The organism is Streptomyces sp. MMBL 11-1 (genome assembly GCF_028622875.1).
Lineage (GTDB): Bacteria > Actinomycetota > Actinomycetes > Streptomycetales > Streptomycetaceae > Streptomyces.
In genome coordinates, this window is record NZ_CP117709.1 from 7,022,713 (window position 1) to 7,044,634 (window position 21,922).

General features: G+C 71.4%; 19 protein-coding genes. 7 read left to right on the forward strand and 12 right to left on the reverse strand.

Annotated features, from left to right (window positions below):
• The first annotated feature begins 89 nt into the window (after positions 1–89).
• Genes PSQ21_RS31010 through PSQ21_RS31030 form a run of 5 tightly spaced genes read left to right on the forward strand, consistent with a single transcriptional unit; the run spans position 90 to position 4,986 of the window.
• Positions 90–887, forward strand: coding sequence for an ABC transporter ATP-binding protein (locus tag PSQ21_RS31010; protein ID WP_274034619.1), 798 nt, complete (start codon positions 90–92; stop codon positions 885–887).
• Complete coding sequence (locus PSQ21_RS31015; RefSeq protein ID WP_274034620.1) at positions 884–1,684, forward strand: ABC transporter ATP-binding protein; 801 nt, start codon at positions 884–886, stop codon at positions 1,682–1,684. Before PSQ21_RS31010 ends, PSQ21_RS31015 begins: the two co-directional genes overlap by 4 nt.
• Positions 1,681–2,571, forward strand: a complete 891-nt coding sequence (locus tag PSQ21_RS31020) for a branched-chain amino acid ABC transporter permease (RefSeq protein ID WP_274034621.1) — start codon at positions 1,681–1,683, stop codon at positions 2,569–2,571. The genes PSQ21_RS31015 and PSQ21_RS31020 overlap by 4 nt, the downstream gene beginning before the upstream one ends.
• A complete protein-coding gene (locus PSQ21_RS31025) occupies positions 2,564–3,736 on the forward strand; it encodes a branched-chain amino acid ABC transporter permease (protein ID WP_274034622.1) in 1,173 nt (390 codons plus the stop codon). The genes PSQ21_RS31020 and PSQ21_RS31025 overlap by 8 nt, the downstream gene beginning before the upstream one ends.
• Positions 3,733–4,986, forward strand: coding sequence for an ABC transporter substrate-binding protein (locus PSQ21_RS31030; RefSeq protein WP_274034623.1), 1,254 nt, complete (start codon positions 3,733–3,735; stop codon positions 4,984–4,986). Before PSQ21_RS31025 ends, PSQ21_RS31030 begins: the two co-directional genes overlap by 4 nt.
• Positions 4,987–5,019: 33 nt before the next feature.
• Here PSQ21_RS31030 and PSQ21_RS31035 read toward each other — a convergent pair whose 3' ends face one another.
• The 10 genes from PSQ21_RS31035 to PSQ21_RS31080 all read right to left on the reverse strand — a co-directional run bounded on the left by PSQ21_RS31035 (position 5,020) and on the right by PSQ21_RS31080 (position 17,295).
• Positions 5,020–7,206 carry a bifunctional serine/threonine-protein kinase/ABC transporter substrate-binding protein gene (locus PSQ21_RS31035; protein ID WP_274034624.1) on the reverse strand — a complete coding sequence of 729 codons (2,187 nt, stop codon included), beginning with the start codon at positions 7,204–7,206 and terminating at the stop codon, positions 5,020–5,022.
• A 32-nt stretch (positions 7,207–7,238) separates the two neighbouring features.
• A complete protein-coding gene (locus PSQ21_RS31040) occupies positions 7,239–8,087 on the reverse strand; it encodes a hypothetical protein (RefSeq protein WP_274036023.1) in 849 nt (282 codons plus the stop codon).
• Between the two features lie 286 nt (positions 8,088–8,373).
• A complete protein-coding gene (gene pssA, locus PSQ21_RS31045) occupies positions 8,374–9,201 on the reverse strand; it encodes a CDP-diacylglycerol--serine O-phosphatidyltransferase (RefSeq protein ID WP_179892369.1) in 828 nt (275 codons plus the stop codon).
• 22 nt (positions 9,202–9,223) lie between these two features.
• On the reverse strand, positions 9,224–9,871 hold the full coding sequence (locus tag PSQ21_RS31050; RefSeq protein WP_097869728.1) for a phosphatidylserine decarboxylase: 648 nt from the start codon (positions 9,869–9,871) through the stop codon (positions 9,224–9,226).
• A 180-nt stretch (positions 9,872–10,051) separates the two neighbouring features.
• Positions 10,052–11,257, reverse strand: coding sequence for an acyl-CoA dehydrogenase family protein (locus tag PSQ21_RS31055; RefSeq protein ID WP_274034625.1), 1,206 nt, complete (start codon positions 11,255–11,257; stop codon positions 10,052–10,054).
• 49 nt (positions 11,258–11,306) lie between these two features.
• A complete protein-coding gene (locus PSQ21_RS31060) occupies positions 11,307–11,810 on the reverse strand; it encodes a MaoC family dehydratase (RefSeq protein WP_274034626.1) in 504 nt (167 codons plus the stop codon).
• A gap of 2 nt (positions 11,811–11,812) precedes the next feature.
• The gene (locus PSQ21_RS31065) at positions 11,813–12,787 is read right to left on the reverse strand and encodes an HpcH/HpaI aldolase/citrate lyase family protein (RefSeq protein WP_274034627.1); all 975 of its coding nucleotides are present in this window, start codon (positions 12,785–12,787) and stop codon (positions 11,813–11,815) included.
• Positions 12,784–14,796 (reverse strand): protein meaA, encoded by a 2,013-nt coding sequence (locus PSQ21_RS31070; protein WP_274034628.1) that lies wholly within the window; start codon positions 14,794–14,796, stop codon positions 12,784–12,786. Before PSQ21_RS31070 ends, PSQ21_RS31065 begins: the two co-directional genes overlap by 4 nt.
• Before the next feature lie 9 nt (positions 14,797–14,805).
• Complete coding sequence (gene ccrA / locus PSQ21_RS31075; protein ID WP_274034629.1) at positions 14,806–16,143, reverse strand: crotonyl-CoA carboxylase/reductase; 1,338 nt, start codon at positions 16,141–16,143, stop codon at positions 14,806–14,808.
• 354 nt (positions 16,144–16,497) lie between these two features.
• On the reverse strand, positions 16,498–17,295 hold the full coding sequence (locus PSQ21_RS31080; protein ID WP_274034630.1) for a GNAT family N-acetyltransferase: 798 nt from the start codon (positions 17,293–17,295) through the stop codon (positions 16,498–16,500).
• Between the two features lie 156 nt (positions 17,296–17,451).
• Between PSQ21_RS31080 and PSQ21_RS31085 the strand changes: the two genes are divergently transcribed.
• Positions 17,452–18,228 (forward strand): restriction endonuclease, encoded by a 777-nt coding sequence (locus PSQ21_RS31085; RefSeq protein WP_274034631.1) that lies wholly within the window; start codon positions 17,452–17,454, stop codon positions 18,226–18,228.
• Here the strand turns inward: PSQ21_RS31085 and PSQ21_RS31090 are convergent.
• Together PSQ21_RS31090 and PSQ21_RS31095 are read right to left on the reverse strand one after the other, a co-directional pair.
• The gene (locus tag PSQ21_RS31090; protein WP_274034632.1) at positions 18,215–19,033 is read right to left on the reverse strand and encodes a TetR family transcriptional regulator; all 819 of its coding nucleotides are present in this window, start codon (positions 19,031–19,033) and stop codon (positions 18,215–18,217) included. The genes PSQ21_RS31085 and PSQ21_RS31090 overlap by 14 nt on opposite strands.
• Before the next feature lie 91 nt (positions 19,034–19,124).
• Positions 19,125–20,906: a 3-hydroxyacyl-CoA dehydrogenase family protein gene (locus tag PSQ21_RS31095; protein WP_274034633.1), complete on the reverse strand. Its 1,782-nt coding sequence runs from the start codon at positions 20,904–20,906 to the stop codon at positions 19,125–19,127.
• A 356-nt stretch (positions 20,907–21,262) separates the two neighbouring features.
• On the opposite strand from PSQ21_RS31095, the gene PSQ21_RS31100 reads away from it, so the two are divergent.
• Complete coding sequence (locus tag PSQ21_RS31100; protein ID WP_274034634.1) at positions 21,263–21,847, forward strand: adenylosuccinate lyase; 585 nt, start codon at positions 21,263–21,265, stop codon at positions 21,845–21,847.
• The last annotated feature ends 75 nt before the right edge of the window (positions 21,848–21,922 follow it).

Below are 21,922 nucleotides of genomic sequence, written 5' to 3' on the forward strand. Positions count from 1 at the left end.
CTGGTCTGTGGCACCACACACGACGCCATGCCTTCACCGATGAGCACGACAGGTGAACACGGGACGACAAGGCGGAAGGAGGAGGACGCATGGCAACGCTAGAGATCCGCGGGCTGTCCGTCGGCTACGGCCCGGTCCGGGCGCTGCGCGACATCTCCGTCGATGTGCCGGACGGCGGGATCACCGCCGTGCTCGGCGGCAACGGCGCGGGCAAGACCACGCTGCTGCGGGCCGTGTCGCGGACCCTCGGCTTCCACCGCGGGACGGGCACCGGCACCATCCGGTTCGACGGCCGCCCCCTGGAGGGGCTGCGGCCCGCCCAGGTGGTGGCCGCCGGAGTGGTCCAGGTACCGGAGGGCCGACAGGTCTTCGCCCGGATGACGGTGGCCGACAACCTGCGGGCGGGCGCCCTCGGGGCGCGCGGCGGACGCAAGGAGACGGGCGCCGCACTGGCCCGCGTCCATGAGCTGTTCCCGGTGCTCGCCGACCGCGCGCACCAGCGGGCCGGGCTGCTGTCCGGCGGCGAGCAGCAGATGCTGGCGATGGGCCGCGCCCTGATGGCGGGGCCCCGGCTGCTCCTGCTGGACGAGCCCTCGCTCGGCCTCGCCCCGCTGATGGCGGCCAGGATCGCCGAGACCGTCCAGGAGATCAACGCGAGCGGCACCTCCGTCATGCTCGTCGAGCAGAACGCGGCGATCGCGCTGCGGCTCGCCTCCACGGCGTACGTCCTCGACGTCGGCGAGGTCGCCCTGTCCGGGCCCGCCGACGAACTCGCCACGTCCGACGAGGTCCGCCGCCGCTACCTCGGCGTCGTCGACGAGGACGCGGCGGCGGACGCGGACCCGGCCGCCCGCACCCGGCGCACCCTGAGCAGGTGGTCCGCGTGACCACCACCGCCACGGCCTCCGCGCACAGCACGACGGCCGCACTCGCCGTCCAGGACGTCACCGTCCGCTTCTCCGGACTCACCGCCCTCGACGGCGTCTCGTTCACCGTCGAACCCGGCAGTGTGCACGCCGTCATCGGGCCCAACGGCGCGGGCAAGTCCACCTGCTTCAACGTCCTGTCCGGCGTCTACCGCGCCACCTCCGGACACGTCCGCCTCGGCGGCACCGAACTCACCGGGCTTCCGCCGCACGCCATCGCGGACCTCGGGGTCGCGCGCACCTTCCAGAACCTGGCGCTGCCCCCGCACGCCACCGTCGCCGACAGCCTCCTGCTCGGCCGCCACCGGCTGACCCGCTCCGGGTTCCTCGCCACCGGCCTGCGGCTGCCCTCCGCGGCCCGCGAGGAGAGACGCCACCGCGACCGGGTCCGCGAGATCGCCGGATTCATCGGCCTGGAAGGGGAGTTGGAGCGCCCGGCGGGATCGCTGCCGTACGGACAGCAGAAGCTCGTCGAGCTGGGCCGTGCCCTCTGCATGGAGCCGAAGGTCCTGCTGCTGGACGAGCCGATCGCCGGGATGACCGCGGACGAGCGCCGCCGTACCGCCGCCGTCGTGGCCGACGTACGCGACAGCCTCGGTATCTCCATCGTGCTGGTCGAGCACGACATGGGGGTGGTGATGCGGCTCGCGGACGCGGTGACCGTACTCGACTTCGGACGACGGATCGCCGGGGGCACCCCCGCCGAGGTCCAGAACGACCCGGCCGTCGTCCAGGCCTACTTGGGAGCACCTCAATGACCACGTCTCTCGAACTCCTCCTCGGCGGCCTGTCGATCGGCTCGGTGTACGCGCTCATCGCACTCGGGTTCGTCGTCATCTTCAAGGCCACCGAGGTCGTCAACTTCGCCCACGCCTCCCTGCTGCTGGCGGGCGGCTACGTCACCGCCGTGCTCCACGACGACATCGGGTTCTGGCCCGCGCTGCTCGTCGGGATCGCGGGCGCGGCGTCGGTCGGGGCGGCCATCGAGTTCTTCGTGATGCGCCGCTACCGGGGCAGCGACCACAGCGTCCTGGCCATCGTCACCATCGGCGTCGACATCCTCCTGATCACCGAACTCACCCGCCGGATGGGCACGGACGTGCTCGCCCTCGGAGACCCCTGGGGCAACGAGGTCGTCCACATCGGCGGCATCACCCTCGCCCAGACCCGGATCGCCGCGTTCCTCGCCGCCGGGCTGCTGATCACGGTGTTCCTGCTCGCCTTCCGCTACACCTCGTGGGGCGTCTCGATGCGCGCCGCCGCCGAGAACCCGCAGACGGCGGCGCTCATGGGCATCAAGCTGGGGCGGGTCTCGCTCGCCGCCTGGGCGGTCGCCGGAGCGCTCGCCGCCGTCGCCGCCCTCTTCCTCACCGTCTTCCCGACCCCGGGCCTGGAGCGTGCCACCTCGCTCGCCGCGCTCAAGGCGTTCCCCGCCGCGATCCTCGGCGGACTCGACTCCACCACCGGGGCGCTCGCCGGGGGACTCATCGTCGGCGTCACCGAGTCGTTCGCCACCGGCTACCAGAGCGACCTCTCCTTCCTCGGCCGGGGCATCGGCGACCTCGCGCCCTACCTGGTGATGGTGGCGGTCCTGCTCATCCGGCCCGCGGGACTCTTCGGCACGAAGGAGCTGGCCCGTGTCTGACACCACCGCCGAAGCCGCCCCGGCCCCCGACGCCCCCGCCACGCAGGCCACCGCACCCGGCGGCAGCACGGAGAGCCTCACCGACCGGCTGCGCCGACCCCGTACGTACGCCGTCCTCATCGGCTCCCTCCTGCTCCTCGTCCTCCCCTTCTACCTGGACCGCTTCTGGCTCCAGGCCGGACTCTTCGCGATGGCGGCGGCGATCGGCGCCATCGGGCTCAACCTGCTCACCGGCGCCACCGGGCAGCTCTCCATGGGCCACGCGTTCTTCCTCGCCGTCGGCGCGTACGGCTACTGCGTCCTGGCGGGCGGGAGCAGCACCGAGAACGGGCACACGCTGACCGGACTCGGGCTGCCCACCTGGCTGGCCGCGATCCTCGCCGTACTGCTCGCCGGAGCGGCGGGCGGGCTCTTCAGCCCCATCGCCGGCCGGCTGCGCGGCGCCTACCTCGGCATCGCGACCCTCGCGCTGATCTTCATCGGGCAGCACGTCCTGTTCAACGCGGGCTCACTGACCGGCGGATACAACGGCCGGGCCGTACCGCCGCTGTCGCTGTTCGGCTTCACCTTCGACGACACCGAAGTCGTCGTCGCCGCGGTGCCGTTCGGCTCCTCGGAGAAGCTCTGGTACGCGGGCCTGGTCGCGCTCCTGCTGAGCGCGCTGTTCGCCCGGGGGGTGCTGCGCGGACGGCCCGGACGGGCCATGAACGCCATCCGCGACCACCGGATCGCCGCCGGGGTGATGGGCGTGCCGGTGGCCCGCTACCGGGCCGGCGTCTTCGTCCTGTCCTCGATGTACGCGGGCCTCGCGGGCGTCCTGCTCGCCCTGGTCTTCCAGCGGACCGTGCCCGAGTACTTCGGCATGATCCTCTCCCTCGAATACCTCGCCATGATCGTCATCGGCGGGCTCGGCAGCGTCGGCGGAGCCGTGATCGGCGCCGCCTTCGTCACCCTGCTCCCGCAGGTGTTCACGCACTACAGCGACTCCCTGCCGCTGGTCTCCGCCCCCGGCACGGGCGGGCTGGCACCCGGGGAGGCATCCCGCTATCTGTACGGCGCCGCGGTGGTCGCGGCGGTCCTGTTCCTGCCCGGCGGCCTCGCCCGCCTCGGCCTCGCCCGCACGAAGAACCCGAAGACTCCGAAGAACCCAGGGGAGAAGTCATGAAACTCAGAGTGCTCACGGCCGTGGTCGCGACCCTCGCCGTCACCCTCGTCGGGTGCAGCGGAAAGGCGACCGACGACAAGGCGGCCGAGGAGGGCGAGGGCGGGATCAAGACGGGCCCCGGGGTCTCCTCCTCGACGATCTCCCTCGGTGCGCTGACCGACATGACCGGCGTCTACGCCTCGCTGGGCAAGAGCGTCACGCAGGCGCAGCAGCTGTGGGTCAAGCAGACGAACGAGGAAGGCGGCATCTGCGACCGGAAGATCGAACTGACGGTCCGCGACCACGGATACGATCCGCAGAAGGCGATCGCCGCCTACACCGAGCTGGAGCCGAAGGTGGTGGGCTTCGCCCAGTTCATCGGCTCCCCGTTCGTCGCCGCCGTCGAGCAGCGCATCGACGGCCAGGACAAGGGCCTCGTGCTGCCGCAGGCCTGGTCGGCGAATCTGCTGGGCTCCGCGTACATCCGGGTCATCGGTGCCTCCTACGACGTCGAGACGATCAACCTCATCGACTATCTCCTCGCCGAGAAGCGCATCGCCAAGGGCGACAAGATCGGCCATGTGTACTTCGAGGGCGACTACGGCGAGAACGCGCTCGTCGGCGCGAAGCACGCGGCGAAGGAGGCCGGGCTGACCATCGTCGAGCAGAAGATCAAGCCGACCGACAACGACATGACGGCCCAGGTCGCCGCCCTCAAGCAGGCCGGGGTCAAGGCCGTGATCGTCAGCGCGGGCCCGCGCCAGGCGGCCTCGCTCGTCGGCGTCGCGGCGGCCACCGGCTTCGCGGTCCCGGTCGTCGGGAACAACTCGGCCTTCGCCCCGCAGCTGCTGAAGACCCAGGCGGGCCCCGCCCTGCTCAAGGACTACTACATCGCCGCCTCCACACTGCCCATCGGGGACCCGGGCGACGGCCCCGCCAAGCTCGCGAAGGAGTACGCCGCCCAGTACCCGAAGGACGTCCTCGACAACGGCGTCGTCGCCGGCTACACGGCGGCCTCCGTGTTCGGCGAGGCCCTGTCGAAGGCCTGCGACGACAAGGACCTGACCCGCGAGGGCATCGACAAGGCGCTGCTCACGATCAAGGGGTACGGGAGCGAGTTCGGGGTGTCGCACGACTTCTCGGACCCGAAGGCACCGTCCACCCGGGAGAGCGTCATCATGAAGCCGGACGCCGGTGCCGCCGGCGGGCTGAAGGTGGTCCGGCCGGCCGAGGTCGCCGAGGCCGCCGAGTCCTTCACCGCCGGTTCCTGACCGCCGCCGGGGGGTCCGGCCGGTGACGCCCGGTCAGACCTCCCGGCCGTCCGTCCCGATGTAGCGGAAGCGCCCCCGCTCCACGCGGTAGACGAAGACCCCGGTCCCGGTGTACATCCCGTTGGCGGGCTCGAAGGCGTAGCTCTTGGACACGCCCTTGTACGAGGTCGTCCGCAGCGCGGGCAGCAGGTCCTGGCGGCTCACCTGCTCCCGGCCCAGCCCCTCGACGCAGGCGGCGATGAGTCCCACCGCGTCGTACGCCTCCGCCGCGAACAGCGGGGGCGCGCCGCCGAAGCGCTTGCGGTAGGCGGCGGCGAACGGGTGCACCGAGGGCACCGAAGCGGGATCGGCGGCCGTCGAGACGACCAGCCAGCCCGCCGCGTCCTCGCCCGCCTCCGCCAGGAACCGGGGGTCGTGCACGGCCTGGGTGGCGATCTTCGGCCCCAGGAACCCGGCCCTCGTCAGCGACTTGGCGAACCGTCCGGCATCCCGCCACCCGCCCCCGTACACCACCGCGCCCGGCCGCTTCGCGGCGATCCGCACGGCCTGCGCGTCCAGATCGCGGGCGCCCTCCCGCACGGTCTCCGCGAGCACCGTGCGCCCGTTGCCGCGCAGCCCGGTGTCGAGGAAGCGGGTGGTCTGCCGGCCGTACTCGGTGCCGTCGTCCACCAGCGCGACCCGCTCGATCTCGTACGCCCCGAGGAACTGGGCCACCGGCAGCATCTGCATGTCGTTGCGCGGCCGGGCGCACAGGAAGATCCGGTTCAGGTGCCGGATGTCCCCGTCGACCACGCTGAGCAGGGGCAGCGCCGCCTCGTCGTACGCGACCAGCGCCTCCCGCGCCGCGTCCGTGCCGGTCGCGCCCAGGGCGGCCACCAGCAGCGGGTCCTCGGCGAAGCGGCGCACCGCCGCCCTCGCCCGCTGCTCGTCGCCCCCGTCGTCGATCGTGGTCAGCCGCAGCGTGAACGGCGCGTCCCCGCGCGCGTTGTGCTCCGCCACCGCGAGCCGCGCCGCCCGGTCCTGTCCCGTGCCGAGGGCCGCCGACGGGCCGCTGAGGTCGGCCTGGAGTCCGATGCGCAGCTCCGGGCGGGCCGTCTTCCCGCCACCCCCCTCGCCGCCGCCCGTTCCCCCGCCGTCGCCGGAGGAGACCAGCCAGGCGGCGGTACCGCCCGTCGCCGCGAGCGCCGCGCCGCCGGCGACGTACGCGAGGAAGCGGCGACGGGCGGGGGAGGCCGGCAGGGCGGCCGTGTCCCGGCTGCCGGTTCCGGTCCCCGCCGTGCCGGTGCCCGGCTCCGCGCCCGGGCCGCCCGCCGTGCCGGCGTCCAGGCTCGTCGCGTCGATGTCGGGCAGGGCGAGCATCCGCGCCGAGCGCTCGGCGATCAGATGGGTGACCGGACCGGGCAGCCAACTGCCGCCCGACACGTCCTCGGCGAACGCCCGGCGGATGTCCGCCGCCGCCGGACGGTCCCCGGGGTCCTTGGACAGGCACGCCTCGACGACCGGCACCAACCCGGGCGGCAGCGCGCTCAGGTCCGCCGCGTCGTGCACGGTGCGGAACAGCATCGCCTCCGCCGGACCGCTGCCGAACGGCCGCCCGCCGGTGGCCGCGTACACCAGGACGCAGCCCAACGAGAAGACGTCGCTCGCCGGGCCGATCCGCCGCCCCTGCGCCTGCTCGGGCGAGAGGAAGCCGGGGGAGCCGACGATCACGTCCGTCGCCGTGAGGACGGTGTCGTCCAGGGCCCGCGCGATCCCGAAGTCGATCAGCCGGGGCCCGTCCAGCCCCAGCAGGACGTTGCCGGGCTTCACGTCCCGGTGCACGAGCCCCGCCGCGTGGACGGCCTCCAGCGCCTCCGCGAGCATCGAGCCCAGCGCCCGCACCCCGCGTTCCGGCAGCGGCCCCCCGCTGCCGACCGCCTCGCTCAGCGCGGGCCCGGGCACGAACTCGGTGGCCAGCCACGGGGCCGGCGCCTCGGTGTCGGCGTCGACGACCGGCACCGCCCACCGGTTGCGTACCTGCCGGGCGATGGCCACCTCCCGCCGGAAGCGGGCGCGGAAGGCGCTGTCGTCGGCGTACTCCGCGCGGATCAGCTTGATCGCCACCAGCGCGCCACCGGGCGACCGGCCCAGCAGCACCACGCCCATGCCCCCGGCGCCGAGCCGGCCGAGGACGCGGTACCCGGCGACGCGTGCCGGGTCGGTGGAACGGAACGGTTCCATCAGGGGTCAGTGCCTTTCGTCCGGGCCGGCGGTCACTTCAGTTCCAGCTCGACGCGGTAGAGCACCTTGGCGCCGCCCTCGGCGGCGATCCGCAGCAGGTCGCTGTTCTTGTAGCCCTTCGCGCCCTTGACCGACACGGCCGTCGTCACCGGACCGATCCGGGACTTGGTCCACACGTAGTCCTGGATCCCGCCCGACCCCGGGCCGCTGTACTTTCCCGCCTCGAACAGCGACGCGTCCGCGTTGCGCACGTCCTTCTGGTCGAACCGCAGCGACATCAGACCGCTGAGGCGCTGCCCGCCGCCCAGCTCCTGCCGCGGGCAGCGGAAGCTCTCCTGGACGGTGTCCTCGATCTCCTTCTCGGCACCCGCCACGCTCCGGTGCACGGTCACGGTCACCGCTCCCCGGACGCGGCCCCTGCCGTCCCGCGCCGGTACGTCGAGCCGCCGGGTGAAGCTGTCCAGCACCCCATCGGGCAGTGCGGAGCGGCTCCAGACACAGGAGTCCGCCAGCACGGGCCAGGTGCCACCGCTCTCGTACGGTGTGTGCCGGACCATCCCGGCGGTCCAGTCGGTCTCCCCGAGCGCGGCGCTACGGGTCAGCTCCCGCGCCCGGTCCGCGTCCTTCGGCACCCGCGCCGGGTTCGGCGTGAAGGAGTAGGCGCTGGGCAGCACCCCGGGCAGCGTGGACTCCTTCGTGTCCGGCTTCCCCGTCACGTCCGTCTTCGTGCCGTCGGCCGCCCGGCCGCCCTGCTTCGCCGATCCGCTCGGCTCCGGGTCCGGCCCGCTCCCGTCCTTGGACGCCGACCCGCCGCACCCGGCCAGTAGCACCCCCGCCGCCGCGACCGCCACTACGCGTGTTCCCACCGGCATCAGCTTCATCATCGGGCCCCCGGTCCCCTGGTCCGTACCCCGGCCGAACAGCCCGGGCGTCGGTAGCGAGGCGACTCTAGAAGCGGGCAGCGCCCCGGTGACGGGAAGCCGGTACTCAACCGGTCGGCGGAACGGCTCAGCCGACAGCGGGGTTTCGCCTCTGGCGCACCGGCGCGCGGGATGGTAAGCGCCGCACACGAGTGCCGGGGAACGCCCGAGCGTGCCGGGGACACGCACGAGGGCCCCGGATGCCGGGAAGCATCCGGGGCCCTCGCCCTGATTCGTTCATCCGCCGCTACGGCAGCTGTGCCGCCCGCGCCTCGCGCCGGTTGTCACGGAACGTGTTCACCCGTCGTGCCGTGGCGAACAGCGGGATCACCGCGCCGAGCACCACCTGGAGCGCGCAGCCCGTCTGGAGCAGCAGCTGACCGCCGGGCGCGTCGAACGCCCACGCGGCGAGCAGGCCCATCGCGGCCACGATCCAGCCGAGCATCGCCACCGCGAGGATGCCCCGCGGCTTGGGGTACTCCACCCGGCTCACCATCAGCCATGCCACACCGACGATCGCCAGCAGGGTCGGCGGGAAGGGCAGCTCCAGGAGCACGATCGAGACGACCGTCAGCGCTCCGAAGGGGCTCGGCATGCCCTGGAACATGCCGTCCTTCAACGTCACGCAGGAGAATCTCGCAAGCCTGAGCACCACCGCCAGCAACACGACGATCGCCGCCAGCGCCGACACCCGCTGATGGGCGTCGTCGGCGACCATGCCGTACACGAGCACGAAGTAGGCCGGTGCGAGCCCGAAGCTGATGAGGTCCGAGAGGTTGTCCAGCTCGGCGCCCATCGGCGAGGAGCGCAGTTTGCGCGCCACGAGACCGTCGAACAGGTCGAAGATCGCGGCCATCAGCATGAGGATCACGGCGGTGGCGGCCGAGTGCCGGGCCATGCCCGTCTCGTCGCTGCCCGTGAGGTGCGGGATCAGAATGCCCGTGGTGGTGAAGTACACCGCCATGAACCCGCACGTCGCGTTACCGAGCGTGAGCGTGTCCGCTATCGACAGCCGCATCGAGAGCGGCATCTCCTCCGCGCCGTCGACGTCGCTCTCGTCGTCGGCCTCCGGCACCCAGCCGGCCTTGGTATCAGGATCAATCACGGTCAATTCGAGTCACCCCCGCGGTGGTGGCCTGACCGACCTCGACCGCGACATCGATACCCTCCGGGAGGTAGATGTCCACGCGGGACCCGAAGCGGATCAGGCCGATGCGCTCGCCCTGCTCCACCTTCGTGCCCTGGGGGAGGTACGGCACGATCCGACGGGCGACCGCTCCCGCGATCTGCACCATCTCGATGTCGCCGAGCTCCGTGTCGAAGTGCCAGACAACGCGCTCGTTGTTCTCGCTCTCCTTGTTGAACGCCGGAACGAAGCCGCCCGGGATGTGCTCGACCGACGTCACGGTGCCCGCCAGCGGAGCACGGTTGACGTGGACGTTGAGCGGGCTCATGAAGATCGCGACGCGGGTGCGCCCGTCCTTCCACGGCATGATGCTCTGCACCACACCGTCGGCCGGGGAGATGACCCGGCCGTCAGTGATCTCGCGCTCGGGGTCACGGAAGAACCACAGCATGCCCGCCGCGAGCGCGGTGGTGGGCACAGCCGCTGCTGCCCAGCGCCCCGACTTGCGGGCGCGGGCCAGGCTGAGGGCTGCGGTGGCGACGGTCGGCAGGAGCCACGGCGATGCTCCGCGGGCGATGCGGACCCCGCCGCGGGATGCGGAGGAAGTGCTGTCGGGCATGAATGACCTTCGTAGCGGATGATGCCGCGCTGGCAACGGGGGACGGCGGCTTTCCGGCGATGCTATCGGTTGCCGGGCGCAACTGGGCAAGCCAGCAGCCGAGTCGGACGGCGGAATGGCACCCGCCGAGGGTGACCTGGTGTGATGTTCTTCGCCACCAAATCGCCTCGAAAGGGACAATCAGCCCTGGAATCGGTACTCCTCCAAGAGGCGCCGGCCAATGATCATTTTCTGGATCTCGGCGGTACCTTCACCGATCAGCAGCATCGGTGCCTCACGGTAGAGGCGCTCGATCTCGTACTCCTTGGAGAAGCCGTAACCGCCGTGGATACGGAAGGCGTCCTCGACGACTTCCTTGCAGTACTCGGAGGCGAGGTACTTCGCCATCCCTGCCTCCAGGTCGTTTCGTTCCCCGGAGTCCTTTTTGCGTGCCGCATTGACCATCATCGCATGAGCGGCTTCGACCTTGGTGGCCATTTCGGCCAGTTTGAACTGGATCGCCTGGTGCTGGGCGATCGGTTTGCCGAAGGTGTGGCGCTGCTGTGCGTACGAAACGCCCAGCTCGAACGCACGTTGCGCGACCCCGCAACCACGCGCGGCGACATTCACCCGCCCGACCTCGACGCCGTCCATCATTTGGTAAAACCCTCGGCCGGTCGTGCCCCCGAGGACACGATTGGCCGGAATGCGCAGGTCGTCCATGATGAGCTCGGTCGTGTCGACGCCCTTGTAGCCCATCTTGTCGATCTTTCCGGGGATGGTCAGGCCGGGCCGGACCTCTCCGAAGCCGGGCTCCTTCTCGACCAGGAAGGTCGTCATCGACTTGTGGGGCGCCGTGCCCTCCGAGTGGCCTTCGTCACTTCGGCAGAGCACGGCCACCAGAGTCGACGTTCCGCCGTTCGTCAGCCACATCTTCTGGCCGTTGAGAACGTACTCCTCGCCGTCCCTCACGCCCTTCGAGGAGATCGCCGAGACGTCCGAGCCGAGCGCCGGCTCCGACATCGAGAAGGCCCCGCGCACCTCGCCCAGCGCCATCCGCGGCAGGAAGGTGTCCTTCTGCTCCTGCGTGCCGTGCTGCTTGAGCATGTAGGCCACGATGAAGTGCGTGTTGATGATGCCCGACACGCTCATCCAGCCGCGAGCGATCTCCTCCACGCACAGCGCGTAGGTGAGCAGCGACTCGCCCAGACCCCCGTACTCCTCGGGGATCATCAGCCCGAACAGGCCGAGTTCCTTCAGTCCCTCGACGATTTCCGTGGGGTACTCGTCGCGGTGCTCCAGCCGGGTCGCGACAGGAATGATCTCCTTGTCGACGAAATCCCGGACCGTGGCGAGGATTTCCCGCTGGATGTCGTTCAGACCGGCGGTCTGGGCGAGTCGCGTCATGGCTGCTTCTCCTGTGGCTTCACGCGGATGGTCTCGGGGCGTCGGGCGGTCAGCTGGCGGGCGTCGGGCGGCCGGGCTGCTCTCCGCCGCGCTCCTTGATGTACGTCTCGGTGGGGACCATCACCTTGCGGCGGAACACGCAGACGACGGTGCCGTCCTGCTTGTAGCCCCTGGTCTCCACGTACACGACGCCGCGGTCGCTCTTCGACTTCGACGGCGTCTTGTCCAGCACGGTCGTCTCGCCGTAGATCGTGTCGCCGTGGAAGGTCGGCGCGATGTGCTTCAGCGATTCGACCTCAAGATTGGCGATGGCCTTTCCGGAGACGTCCGGCACCGACATGCCGAGCAGCAGCGAGTAGACGTAGTTGCCGACGACCACGTTCTTTCCGAAGTCGGTGGTGCTCTCCGCGTAGTTGCTGTCCATGTGCAGCGGGTGGTGATTCATGGTCAACAGGCAGAAGAGGTGGTCGTCGTACTCCGTGACCGTCTTTCCGGGCCAGTGCTTGTATACCGCACCGACCTCGAACTCCTCATAGGTGCGTCCGAACTGCATGATCAGGCCTCCGGGGCTTCGAACTTGGAGGTGCGCCGCATTCCGGCGGCCCGGCCCTTGCCCGCGATGACGAGCGCCATCTTGCGGCTGGCCTCGTCGATCATCTCGTCGCCGAGCATCGCGGAGCCCTTCTTGCCGCCCTCCTCGGAGGTGCACCAGTCATACGCGTCGAGGATCAGCTCCGCGTGGTCGTAGTCCTCCTGCGAGGGCGAGAACACCTCGTTCGCCGCGTCGACCTGACCCGGGTGCAGCACCCACTTGCCGTCGAAGCCGAGCGCGGCGGCGCGGCCGGCCACCTCGCGGTAGGCGTCCACGTCGCGGATCTGGAGGAACGGGCCGTCGATCGCCTGGAGGTCGTGGCTGCGGGCCGCCATCAGGATGCGCATCAGGATGTAGTGGTAGGCGTCCGCCGGGTAGCCGGGCGGCTGCTGGCCGACGACCAGGGTCTTCATGTTGATCGAGGCCATGAAGTCGGCCGGGCCGAAGATCAGCGTCTCCAGGCGGGGCGAGGCGGCGGCGATGGCGTCGATGTTCACCAGGCCCTTGGCGTTCTCGATCTGCGCCTCGATGCCGATCCTCCCGACCTCGAAGCCCATCGTCTTCTCGATCTGGGTCAGCAGCAGGTCCAGCGCCACGACCTGCTGGGCGTCCTGGACCTTCGGCAGCATGATGCAGTCGAGGTTCGGACCCGCGCCCTCGACGACCGTGATGACGTCCCGGTACGTCCAGTGGGTCGTCCAGTCGTTGACCCGCACGACCCGGGTCTTGCCGCTCCAGTCACCGTTGTTCAGCGCGTCCACGATGGTGTGGCGCGCGCCCTCCTTGGCGAGCGGCGCGCAGGCGTCCTCCAGGTCCAGGAAGACCTGGTCCGCCGGGAGGCCCTGGGCCTTCTCCAGGAAGCGCGGGTTCGAGCCCGGCACGGCCAGACACGAACGGCGCGGGCGCAGACGGTTGACCGAGGGGGTGGGCGTGGTCATGCGGGGACCTCCAGAGGGTCGAGCTTGTTCGCTTTCCGGATCTCGTCGACGATACGGCCGATGATCTCGGTGATGCCGAAGTCCTTCGGGGTGAAGACGGCGGCCACACCGGCTTCGACGAGTGCGGCGGCGTCGGCCGGCGGGATGATGCCGCCCGCGATCACCGGGATGTCCGGGGCCCCGGCCTCGCGCAGCCGGTGCAGGACGTCGGGGACCAGCTCCGCGTGCGAGCCGGACAGGATCGACAGGCCCACGCAGTGCACGTCCTCGGCGATCGCCGCGTCGGTGATCTGCTCGGGGGTCAGCCGGATGCCCTGGTAGACGACCTCGAACCCGGCGTCCCTGGCCCGTACCGCGATCTGCTCGGCCCCGTTGGAGTGCCCGTCCAGCCCCGGCTTGCCGACCAGCAGGCGCAGCCGCCCCACGCCCAGGTCGGCGGCGGTACGGGTGACCTTCTCGCGGACCAGGGCGAGCGTGCTGCCCGGCTCGGCGGTGACCGCCACCGGGGCCGAGGAGACCCCGGTGGGCGCGCGGAACTCGCCGAAGACGTCCCGCAGGGCCCAGGACCACTCGCCGGTGGTGACGCCCGCGCGGGCGCACTCGACGGTGGCCTCCATCATGTTCTCGGTGCCCGCGGCGGCCTTCTTCAGCGCGGCCAGCGCCTCCGAGGCCCGTGCGTCGTCGCGGTTGTCCCGCCACTCGTGCAGGGCGGCCACGACCCGGGCCTCGTTCTCGGGGTCGACCGTCATGATCGCGCCGTCGAGGTCGGTGGTGAGCGGGTTGGGCTCGGTGGTCTCATAGATGTTGACGCCGACGATCTTCTCGTCACCCGCCTCGATCCGGGCCCGCCGCGCCGCGTGCGAGGAGACCAGCTCCGACTTGAGGTAGCCGGACTCGACGGCCGCCATCGCGCCGCCCATCCGCTGGATCCGGTCGATCTCCGCCAGCGACTCCTCGACCAGCGAGTCCACCTTGGCCTCGATGACGTGCGAACCGGCGAAGATGTCCTCGTACTCCAGCAGGTCGCTCTCGTGCGCCAGCACCTGCTGGATCCGCAGCGACCACTGCTGGTCCCAGGGCCGGGGCAGCCCCAGCGCCTCGTTCCAGGCCGGCAGCTGTACGGCGCGGGCGCGGGCGTCCTTGGAGAGGGTGACGGCCAGCATCTCCAGGACGATGCGCTGGACGTTGTTCTCCGGCTGCGCCTCGGTCAGCCCGAGGGAGTTGACCTGGACGCCGTAGCGGAAACGCCGCTGCCTGGGGTTCTCGATGCCGTACCGCTCGCGGGTGACGCGGTCCCAGATGCGGCCGAAGGCGCGCATCTTGCACATCTCCTCGATGAAGCGGACGCCCGCGTTCACGAAGAACGAGATCCGGGCGACCACGTCCCCGAACTTCTCCTCGGGCACCTGGCCCGAGTCGCGGACCGCGTCGAGCACCGCGATGGCGGTCGACATGGCGTACGCGATCTCCTGGACCGGGGTGGCCCCCGCCTCCTGGAGGTGGTAGCTGCAGATGTTGATGGGGTTCCACTTGGGGATGCGGTTGACCGTGTACGTGATCATGTCCGTGGTCAGCCGCAGCGAGGGCACCGGCGGGAAGACGTGCGTCCCGCGCGAGAGGTACTCCTTCACGATGTCGTTCTGCGTGGTCCCCTGGAGCTTGTCGGGGTCGGCCCCCTGCTCCTCCGCGACCACCTGGTAGAGCGCCAGCAGCCACATGGCGGTCGCGTTGATCGTCATCGAGGTGTTCATCTGCTCCAGGGGGATGTCCTGGAACAGCCGCCGCATGTCACCGAGGTGCGAGACGGGAACACCGACACGGCCCACCTCGCCGCGGGCGAGGATGTGGTCCGGGTCGTATCCGGTCTGCGTGGGCAGATCGAAGGCGACCGAGAGCCCCGTCTGGCCCTTGGCGAGGTTGCGGCGGTACAGCTCGTTGGACGCCTCGGCGGTCGAGTGACCGGCGTACGTCCGCATGAGCCAGGGCCGGTCCTTCTGACGTTCGTTCATCGGGGAACCTCAGACGTTGCGGAAGCGGTTGATGGCGTCGATGTGCTGCTCGCGCATGTCCTGGTCGCGCACGCCGAGGCCCTCGCGGGGGGCCAGGGCGAGGACGCCGACCTTGCCCTGGTGCAGGTTGCGGTGGACGTCGTACGCGGCCTGGCCGGTGTCCTCCAGGGAGTAGACCTTGGAGAGCGTCGGGTGGATCTTGCCCTTGGCGATGAGCCGGTTGGCCTCCCACGCCTCGCGGTAGTTGGCGAAGTGCGAGCCGATGATGCGCTTGAGGGACATCCACAGGTAGCGGTTGTCGTACTCGTGCATGTAGCCCGAGGTGGAGGCGCAGGTCGTGATGGTGCCGCCCTTGCGGGTGACGTAGACCGAGGCTCCGAAGGTCTCGCGGCCCGGATGCTCGAAGACGATGTCGATGTCCTCTCCGCCGGTGAGTTCGCGGATGCGCTTGCCGAAGCGCTTCCACTCCTTGGGGTCCTGGGTGTGCTCGTCCTTCCAGAACTTGTAGCCCTCGGCGTTGCGGTCGATGACCGCGTCCGCGCCCATCGCCCGGCAGATGTCGGCCTTCTCCGGGGAGGAGACGACGCAGATCGGGTTGGCGCCGCCGGCCAGGGCGAACTGGGTGGCGTAGGAGCCGAGTCCGCCGCTGGCGCCCCAGATCAGCACGTTGTCGCCCTGCTTCATGCCCGCGCCGTTGCGCGAGACGAGCTGGCGGTACGCGGTCGAGTTGACCAGGCCCGGGGACGCGGCCTCCTCCCAGCTGAGGTGCCGGGGCTTGGGCATCAGCTGGTTGGACTTGACGAGCGCGATCTCCGCCAGGCCGCCGAAGTTGGTCTCGAAGCCCCAGATCCGCTGCTCGGGGTCGAGCATCGTGTCGTTGTGGCCGTCGGAGGACTCCAGCTCGACCGAGAGGCAGTGCGCGACGACCTCGTCGCCCGGGTTCCAGGCGTTCACGCCGGGCCCGGTGCGCAGGACGACGCCCGCCAGGTCGGAGCCGATGACGTGGTACGGCAGGTCGTGGCGCTTGGACAGCTCGCTGAGCTTTCCGTAGCGCTCCAGGAAGCTGAACGTCGACACGGGCTCGAAGATCGAGGTCCAGACGGAGTTGTAGTTCACCGAGCTGGCCATCACGGCGACGAGGGCCTCGCCGGGGCCGAGTTCGGGGACCGGGACGTCGTCGAGGTGGATCGACTTGCGCGGATCCTTGTCGCGGGATTCGAGCCCCGCGAACATCTCCGCCTCGTCCTTGTGCACGGTGATCGCGCGGTAGGACTCGGGGAGGGACAGGGCCGCGAAGTCCGCGGCGGTGCTGTCGTGCGATTGGATCGCGTCCAGGATTTCCTTCACGGTGTTGCCTCCGGTGATGCGGCGTCGAGGGAACGCTCGAGGGGCCCTGCTGGCAGGGGGAGCGGTGCGGTGTGGAGGTGTTGCCGTCGGTTCGGCAGGTGGAGCTGGCTTTGCCCGGTGGAGCAGAAGGTGCCTGTGACGCAGGCGTCCGGGCGCGCAGCACGGTGGTTGCGGGGACAGCCGGCGTACGTATGAGGTCTCAGCACGCCGGCCGCCCGGACACCTTCAACGTATGGCACTCCGTGACACCTGACAAGGCACCCAGTGCCAACAATTTCTCTCACTTGTCATCCCGTGGGCACGCATGAGCAACACGATGGGCGTTACGGGACGTTCTGTCCTGCTGGCAGGCGGTTACCCGGCCGGGCGGTACACATACGGCGTCGTCGTGCCGAGCGCCGTGAAGCCGAGCCGGGTCAGGATCGGGGCCGACATGTCCGTCGCGTCGACCTGGAGGTAGCGGTAGCCGCGCTCGGCGGCCACGGCCGCCCGATGGGCGACCAGGGCCCGGTACAGGCCTCTGCCACGCCACTCGGCGACCGTTCCGCCGCCCCAGAGTCCGGCGAACGCGGTACCGGGACACAGCTCCATACGGGCCGAGCTGACCGGCTCCCCACCGGCCATCGCCACCAGCGCCACGAAGTCGTCCGGAGCCCGCTCCAGCCGCGTCAGCACCTGGTGGCGCAGCCGGCCCGCGTCCGTGCCGAACGCCCGCTCGTGGGCCAGCGCCATCAGCTCGGCCCCGGCCGCGTCGGTCACCGGGCGCAGGGTGACGCCCTCGGGCAGCCCGGGACCGGGCAGGGAGGTCAGGGCCTCGACCGGGGCGACGAGCAGCGTCTCGGGCGGATCCGGTACGAATCCGGCCTCCCGCAGCCGGTCGCCCAGGTCGGCCGGCCGGTCATGGGAGTACAGCTTCCACTCGAATTCCGTGTGGCCCAGTGCCGTGTAGTGCCCGATCTGGGCCCTGATCGCCGCGTCGGCCCCCGTGGCGTCCAGCTCGGGGTCCGACCAGACGACGCCGTTCCAGTCGTCGGGGCCGCCGACCTGGCGCACCACGGGCCCGGCCCGCCCGACCTCGACCCCGGGGCCCTCGGGGCGGGCGTGCTCGCGCATCGTGCGGTCGTACAGGTCACGTACTTCGTCGGTTCGCATCCGCGCACCTCAGCACAGCGGTGATCGGTAAACCAGCGGGTTTCGGTCGCCGCCCGCGCGGAACGGCTCGGTGCGGACGCGTCGAAAGCCCAGCTCGGGGCAGGTGTGCGGAAGCAAGTGATCATGAAATGGTGAGAAAGCGGAGGTGCGGCACCGATGGCGATACCGATCCGCAGACGGAGCACCCGGGAGCGACGCGCTTCCTTCGACCTCCGGCGCACGGCCTTCGGCTTCGTGCTGTGCGCGCTGATCCTCGTGGGCGGCGGCATGGCGCTGCGGGCCGCCTGGCGCAGCGCCGGACTTCCCCCGCTCGCCGCCGTGCCGGCGGCCGTCCTGGCTCTCGCGGCTGCCCTCGTGGTGCTGCGCCGCCGTAGGGCGCGCCGGGTCGCGGCGGCCGTCACGGACGCGGCGTACGGGGTCGTCGACGCGGGCCTCGCGGAGCTGGACGCCGCGGAAGCGGCTCGCGACCAGGCCCGTCCGGAGCCCCCGGAGCACGCCGGTCAGGTCGACTACGCGGAGCTGGACCCGTACGCCTTCGAGGAGGCCGTGGCCGAACTCTGCCGGCGCGACGGCTGCCCGGAGGCCGAGGTGGTGGGCGGCGCGGGCGACCTGGGCGCGGACGTCCTGGCGACCACCCCGGACGGCCGCCGTCTGGTCGTGCAGTGCAAGCGATACGGCCCTACGAGCCGGGCCGGATCCCAGGACCTCCAGCGGTTCGGCGGCACCTGCTACGCGGTGCACGAGGCGGATGTCGCGCTCGTCGTCTCCACCGGAGGCTTCACCGGACCCGCGCTCGACTACGCGGAGCGGTGCGCCATCCTCTGCTACGGCCCCGAGGAGCTGACGGCCTGGAGCGAGGGCGTCGCACCGCCGCCCTGGGAGGCGGCGGTGGTCCCCGCCGAGGGGCCGGCCGCCGAACTCAGCGGTCCTTGAGCGCCTGTTGGATCGTCCGCATGACCTCGTCGAGGGGGGCGTCGGTGCGCGCCACCGCGACGAGCACCTCGCCGTCCGCGGCCACCGTCGCGGCCGGGGCACGCTCGGGCTCGGCCCCGGGCGCCCGGCCCGCTCCGATGCCCGTGCCGAAGGTGTCGCGCACGATGGCGAAGGCACGGTCGAGCTGCGCCTCCACATCGCCCTGCCCGCCCGCCCGCAGCCAGCGGCGCAGCACATGGTTGTGCGCGGTGACCACGGCGGACGCGGCGACCTCCGCGAGCAGCGGGTCGTCGTTGCCCACATGGTGGTCGCGCTCGTCGAAGTGGCCCAGGAGATAACGGGTGAACAGCCGCTCGTAGCGGGCGACCGAGGCGATCTCGGCCTCCCGGAGGGTCGGCACCTCACGGGTCAGTTTGTAGCGGGCCACGGAGACGGCGGGCTTGGCCGCGTACATCTTCATGACTTCCTTGATGCCGCGGCAGACGGTGTCGAGCGGGTGCTCGTGAGCGGGGGCGGCGTTGAGGACGGCCTCGGCCCTGACGAGGGTGTCGTCGTGGTCCGGGAAGATGGCCTCTTCCTTGGAGCGGAAGTGGCGGAAAAAGGTCCGCCGGGCGACGCCCGCGGCACCCGCGATCTCGTCGACGGTGGTCGCCTCGTAGCCCTTCGTGGCGAAGAGCTCCATCGCGGCGGCGGCCAGTTCACGGCGCATCTTGAGCCGTTGGGCGGCGGCACGCGTCCCCGCGGTGGTGGTCTCCGGGGCGTCGGTCGCGGCGGTGGCACGGGGTGACTTGGCGGGCTGGGACATGGCATGAACGTAACGCATCGGTGCGGGAGAGCGCGCCTGCGGGGGCGGACCGCCGGAGGGTCCCAGCAGCCCGCCCCACCCGGCTCCCGGGTCAGCGACGGGCATATTCGCGGAAGCCGCGCCCCGTCTTGCGGCCGAGGCACCCCGCGGCGACCAGGTGCTCCAGCAAAGGCGCGGGGGCCAGGCCCGGGTCGCGGAACTCCGCGTGCAGCACCTTCTCGATGGCCAGCGACACGTCCAGGCCGACCACGTCGAGCAGTTCGAACGGGCCCATCGGGTAGCCGCCGCCCAGCTTCATCGCCGCGTCGATGTCGTCCAGCGAGGCGTAGTGCTCCTCGACCATCTTGATCGCGTTGTTGAGGTACGGGAACAGCAGCGCGTTCACGATGAACCCGGCCCGGTCCCCGCAGTCCACCGGGTGCTTGCGGATCTTCGAGCACACCGCGCGGACCGTGGCGTGCACGTCGTCGGCGGTCAGGACGGTCCGGACCACCTCGACCAGCTTCATCGCGGGCGCCGGGTTGAAGAAGTGCATCCCGATCACGTCCTCGGGCCGCGCGGTCGCCCGGGCGATCGCGACGACCGGCAGCGAGGAGGTGGTGGTGGCGAGCACCGCGCCCGGGCGGCAGACCTTGTCCAGCGTGGCGAACAGCTGCCGCTTGATCTCCAGGTCCTCGGCGACCGCCTCGACGGCGAGGTCGACCTCGGCGAACGCGTCCAGCGAACCGCCCGCCGTGATCCGCGCCAGCGTCCCGTCCCGGTCCTCGGCGGTGAGCCGTCCCTTGGCCACCGAACGCTCCAGCGACTTCGCGATCCGGCCCTTGGCGACGTCGGCCTTCTCCTGGGACCTGGCGGCCAGCACCACGTCGTATCCGGCCTTCGCGAAGACCTCCGCGATCCCGGAGGCCATCGTCCCGGAGCCCGCGACGCCGACCGACGCCACCTCGCGCCCGGCCCCGGAGACGGCGTCCGCCGCCGGGGTCAGCGCGTCGGGCACCACGGCCTGACCGCCCGGGGGGTCGTAGGTGTAGAAGCCGCGCCCGGCCTTGCGGCCGGTCAGCCCCGCGCCGCTGAGCTGGCCGAGGACGGGGGCCGGGGCGTGCAGCCGGTCGTGGGACGCGGCGTACATGGCCTCCAGGACGGTGCGGGCGGTGTCGATGCCGATCAGGTCCAGCAGGGCGAGGGGCCCCATCGGCAGCCCGCAGCCCAGCTTCATCGCGGCGTCGATGTCCTCGCGGGAGGCGTAGTTCGCCTCGTACATCGCGGCGGCCTGGTTGAGGTAGCCGAACAGCAGCCCGTCCGCGACGAACCCGGGCCGGTCGCCGACCGCGACGGGCTCCTTGCCCAGCTCCCGGGCCAGCGCGGTGACGGCCTCGACGGCGGGCGGCGCGGTCAGCACCGAGGAGACCACCTCGACCAGCTTCATCGCGGGCGCCGGGTTGAAGAAGTGCAGGCCGAGGACGCGCTCGGGGCGCTGGGACTCGGCGGCCAGGCGGGTCACCGACAGGGCGTTGGTGCCGGTGGCCAGGATCGCGGTGGGGGAGACGATCGCGTCGAGCTCCCGGAACACCCGCTGCTTGATCTCGTACGTCTCGGGCACGACCTCGATGACCAGCTCGGCATCGGCGGCGGTGCCGAGGTCGTCGGACGTACGGAACCGGGCCAGGGCGTCGGTCCGCTCCCGCTCGGTGATCCGGCCGCGGCGCACGGCCCGCGCGGTGGACGCTTCCAGGGAGGCGACGGCCCCCAGGGCGGCCGCCTCGCTGATGTCGATGCCGATGACCTCGCGGCCCGCCAGGGCCAGGACCTCGGCGATGCCGGTGCCCATGGTGCCGAGGCCGACGACGGCGATGGTGGAGAGAGAGGTGTCCATCAGGGGACTCCAGGGTGAGTGACGGCTGTGGGAGCACGGAACGCGCGGCGATGAGGAGCGGCGCGTGGCGTACGGAAGCTGCGTGTCGTGGAGCACGGGGCCGGCGCGCGGGGAGCGCGCCCGGCCGTGGGGTGACGGACCCTGTCCCGGGGTCGCGTCGCACGGAAAAGCCGAACCGACAGGCACTCCGGACGGCTGCGTCACCAGGCCACCGGAGCTTGCGGGGAGTGTGCCCCGCTCAGATGAGATTAACCGGCGAGTAACGAGCGCGCCACCCCTGGATCCTTGTGCCCTGGGCCACACGAACTCGCCGATGCCGCCCCGTACGGAGCGTGCCCGTCGATACGCTGAGCGTCATGGATGACGTCATGGACGAGGAGTTCCGTTCACTCGTGGACCGGCTGGAACAGGAGGCTGCCGGGTCGCCGCAGTACGCCCGGCTCGTCGCCGCCGAGGACCCCGAGGAGCTGGCCCGGGTCCTCGTGGAGCCGCACCGCCCCCTGTGGGCCCGCGAGATAGCCGCCTTCCGGCTCGGCTGCGCGGGCGACCGGCGGGCCTTCGAGGCGCTGGTGCTCCTGCTCAACCACCGGGACCCCGAACGCTGCGTCTCCGCCGCCCACGCGCTGGCCCGACTGAACGACCCCCGCACGCCGAGGGCGGCCGCCGCCCTCGCCACCAACGCCCTGCGCACCGCCTACGCCCTGCACCCGGTGCGCCTGCTGACCGACCTACGGGCCCCCGAGTCGGTCCCCGCCCTGGTCGCCACCCTCCAACGCCTGCTGGCCCCCGGCGAACCGCACTGGCGCGTCGCCCTGGCCTGCGTCGAGGGCCTCGGCCGCCTCGCCGACGAACAGGCCCGCCCGGTCCTCACGGCGGCCCTGCCGCACCCGCGCCTCGGCACGGCCGCGGCGGAGGCGCTCAGGCGGCTGCCGGGGGAGTGAGCGGCGGACGCCGCCCCGCACCGCGGACGGACCTCCCCGCTCCCTGGCGTGGCGTACGCCCCCAATCTCCCACGG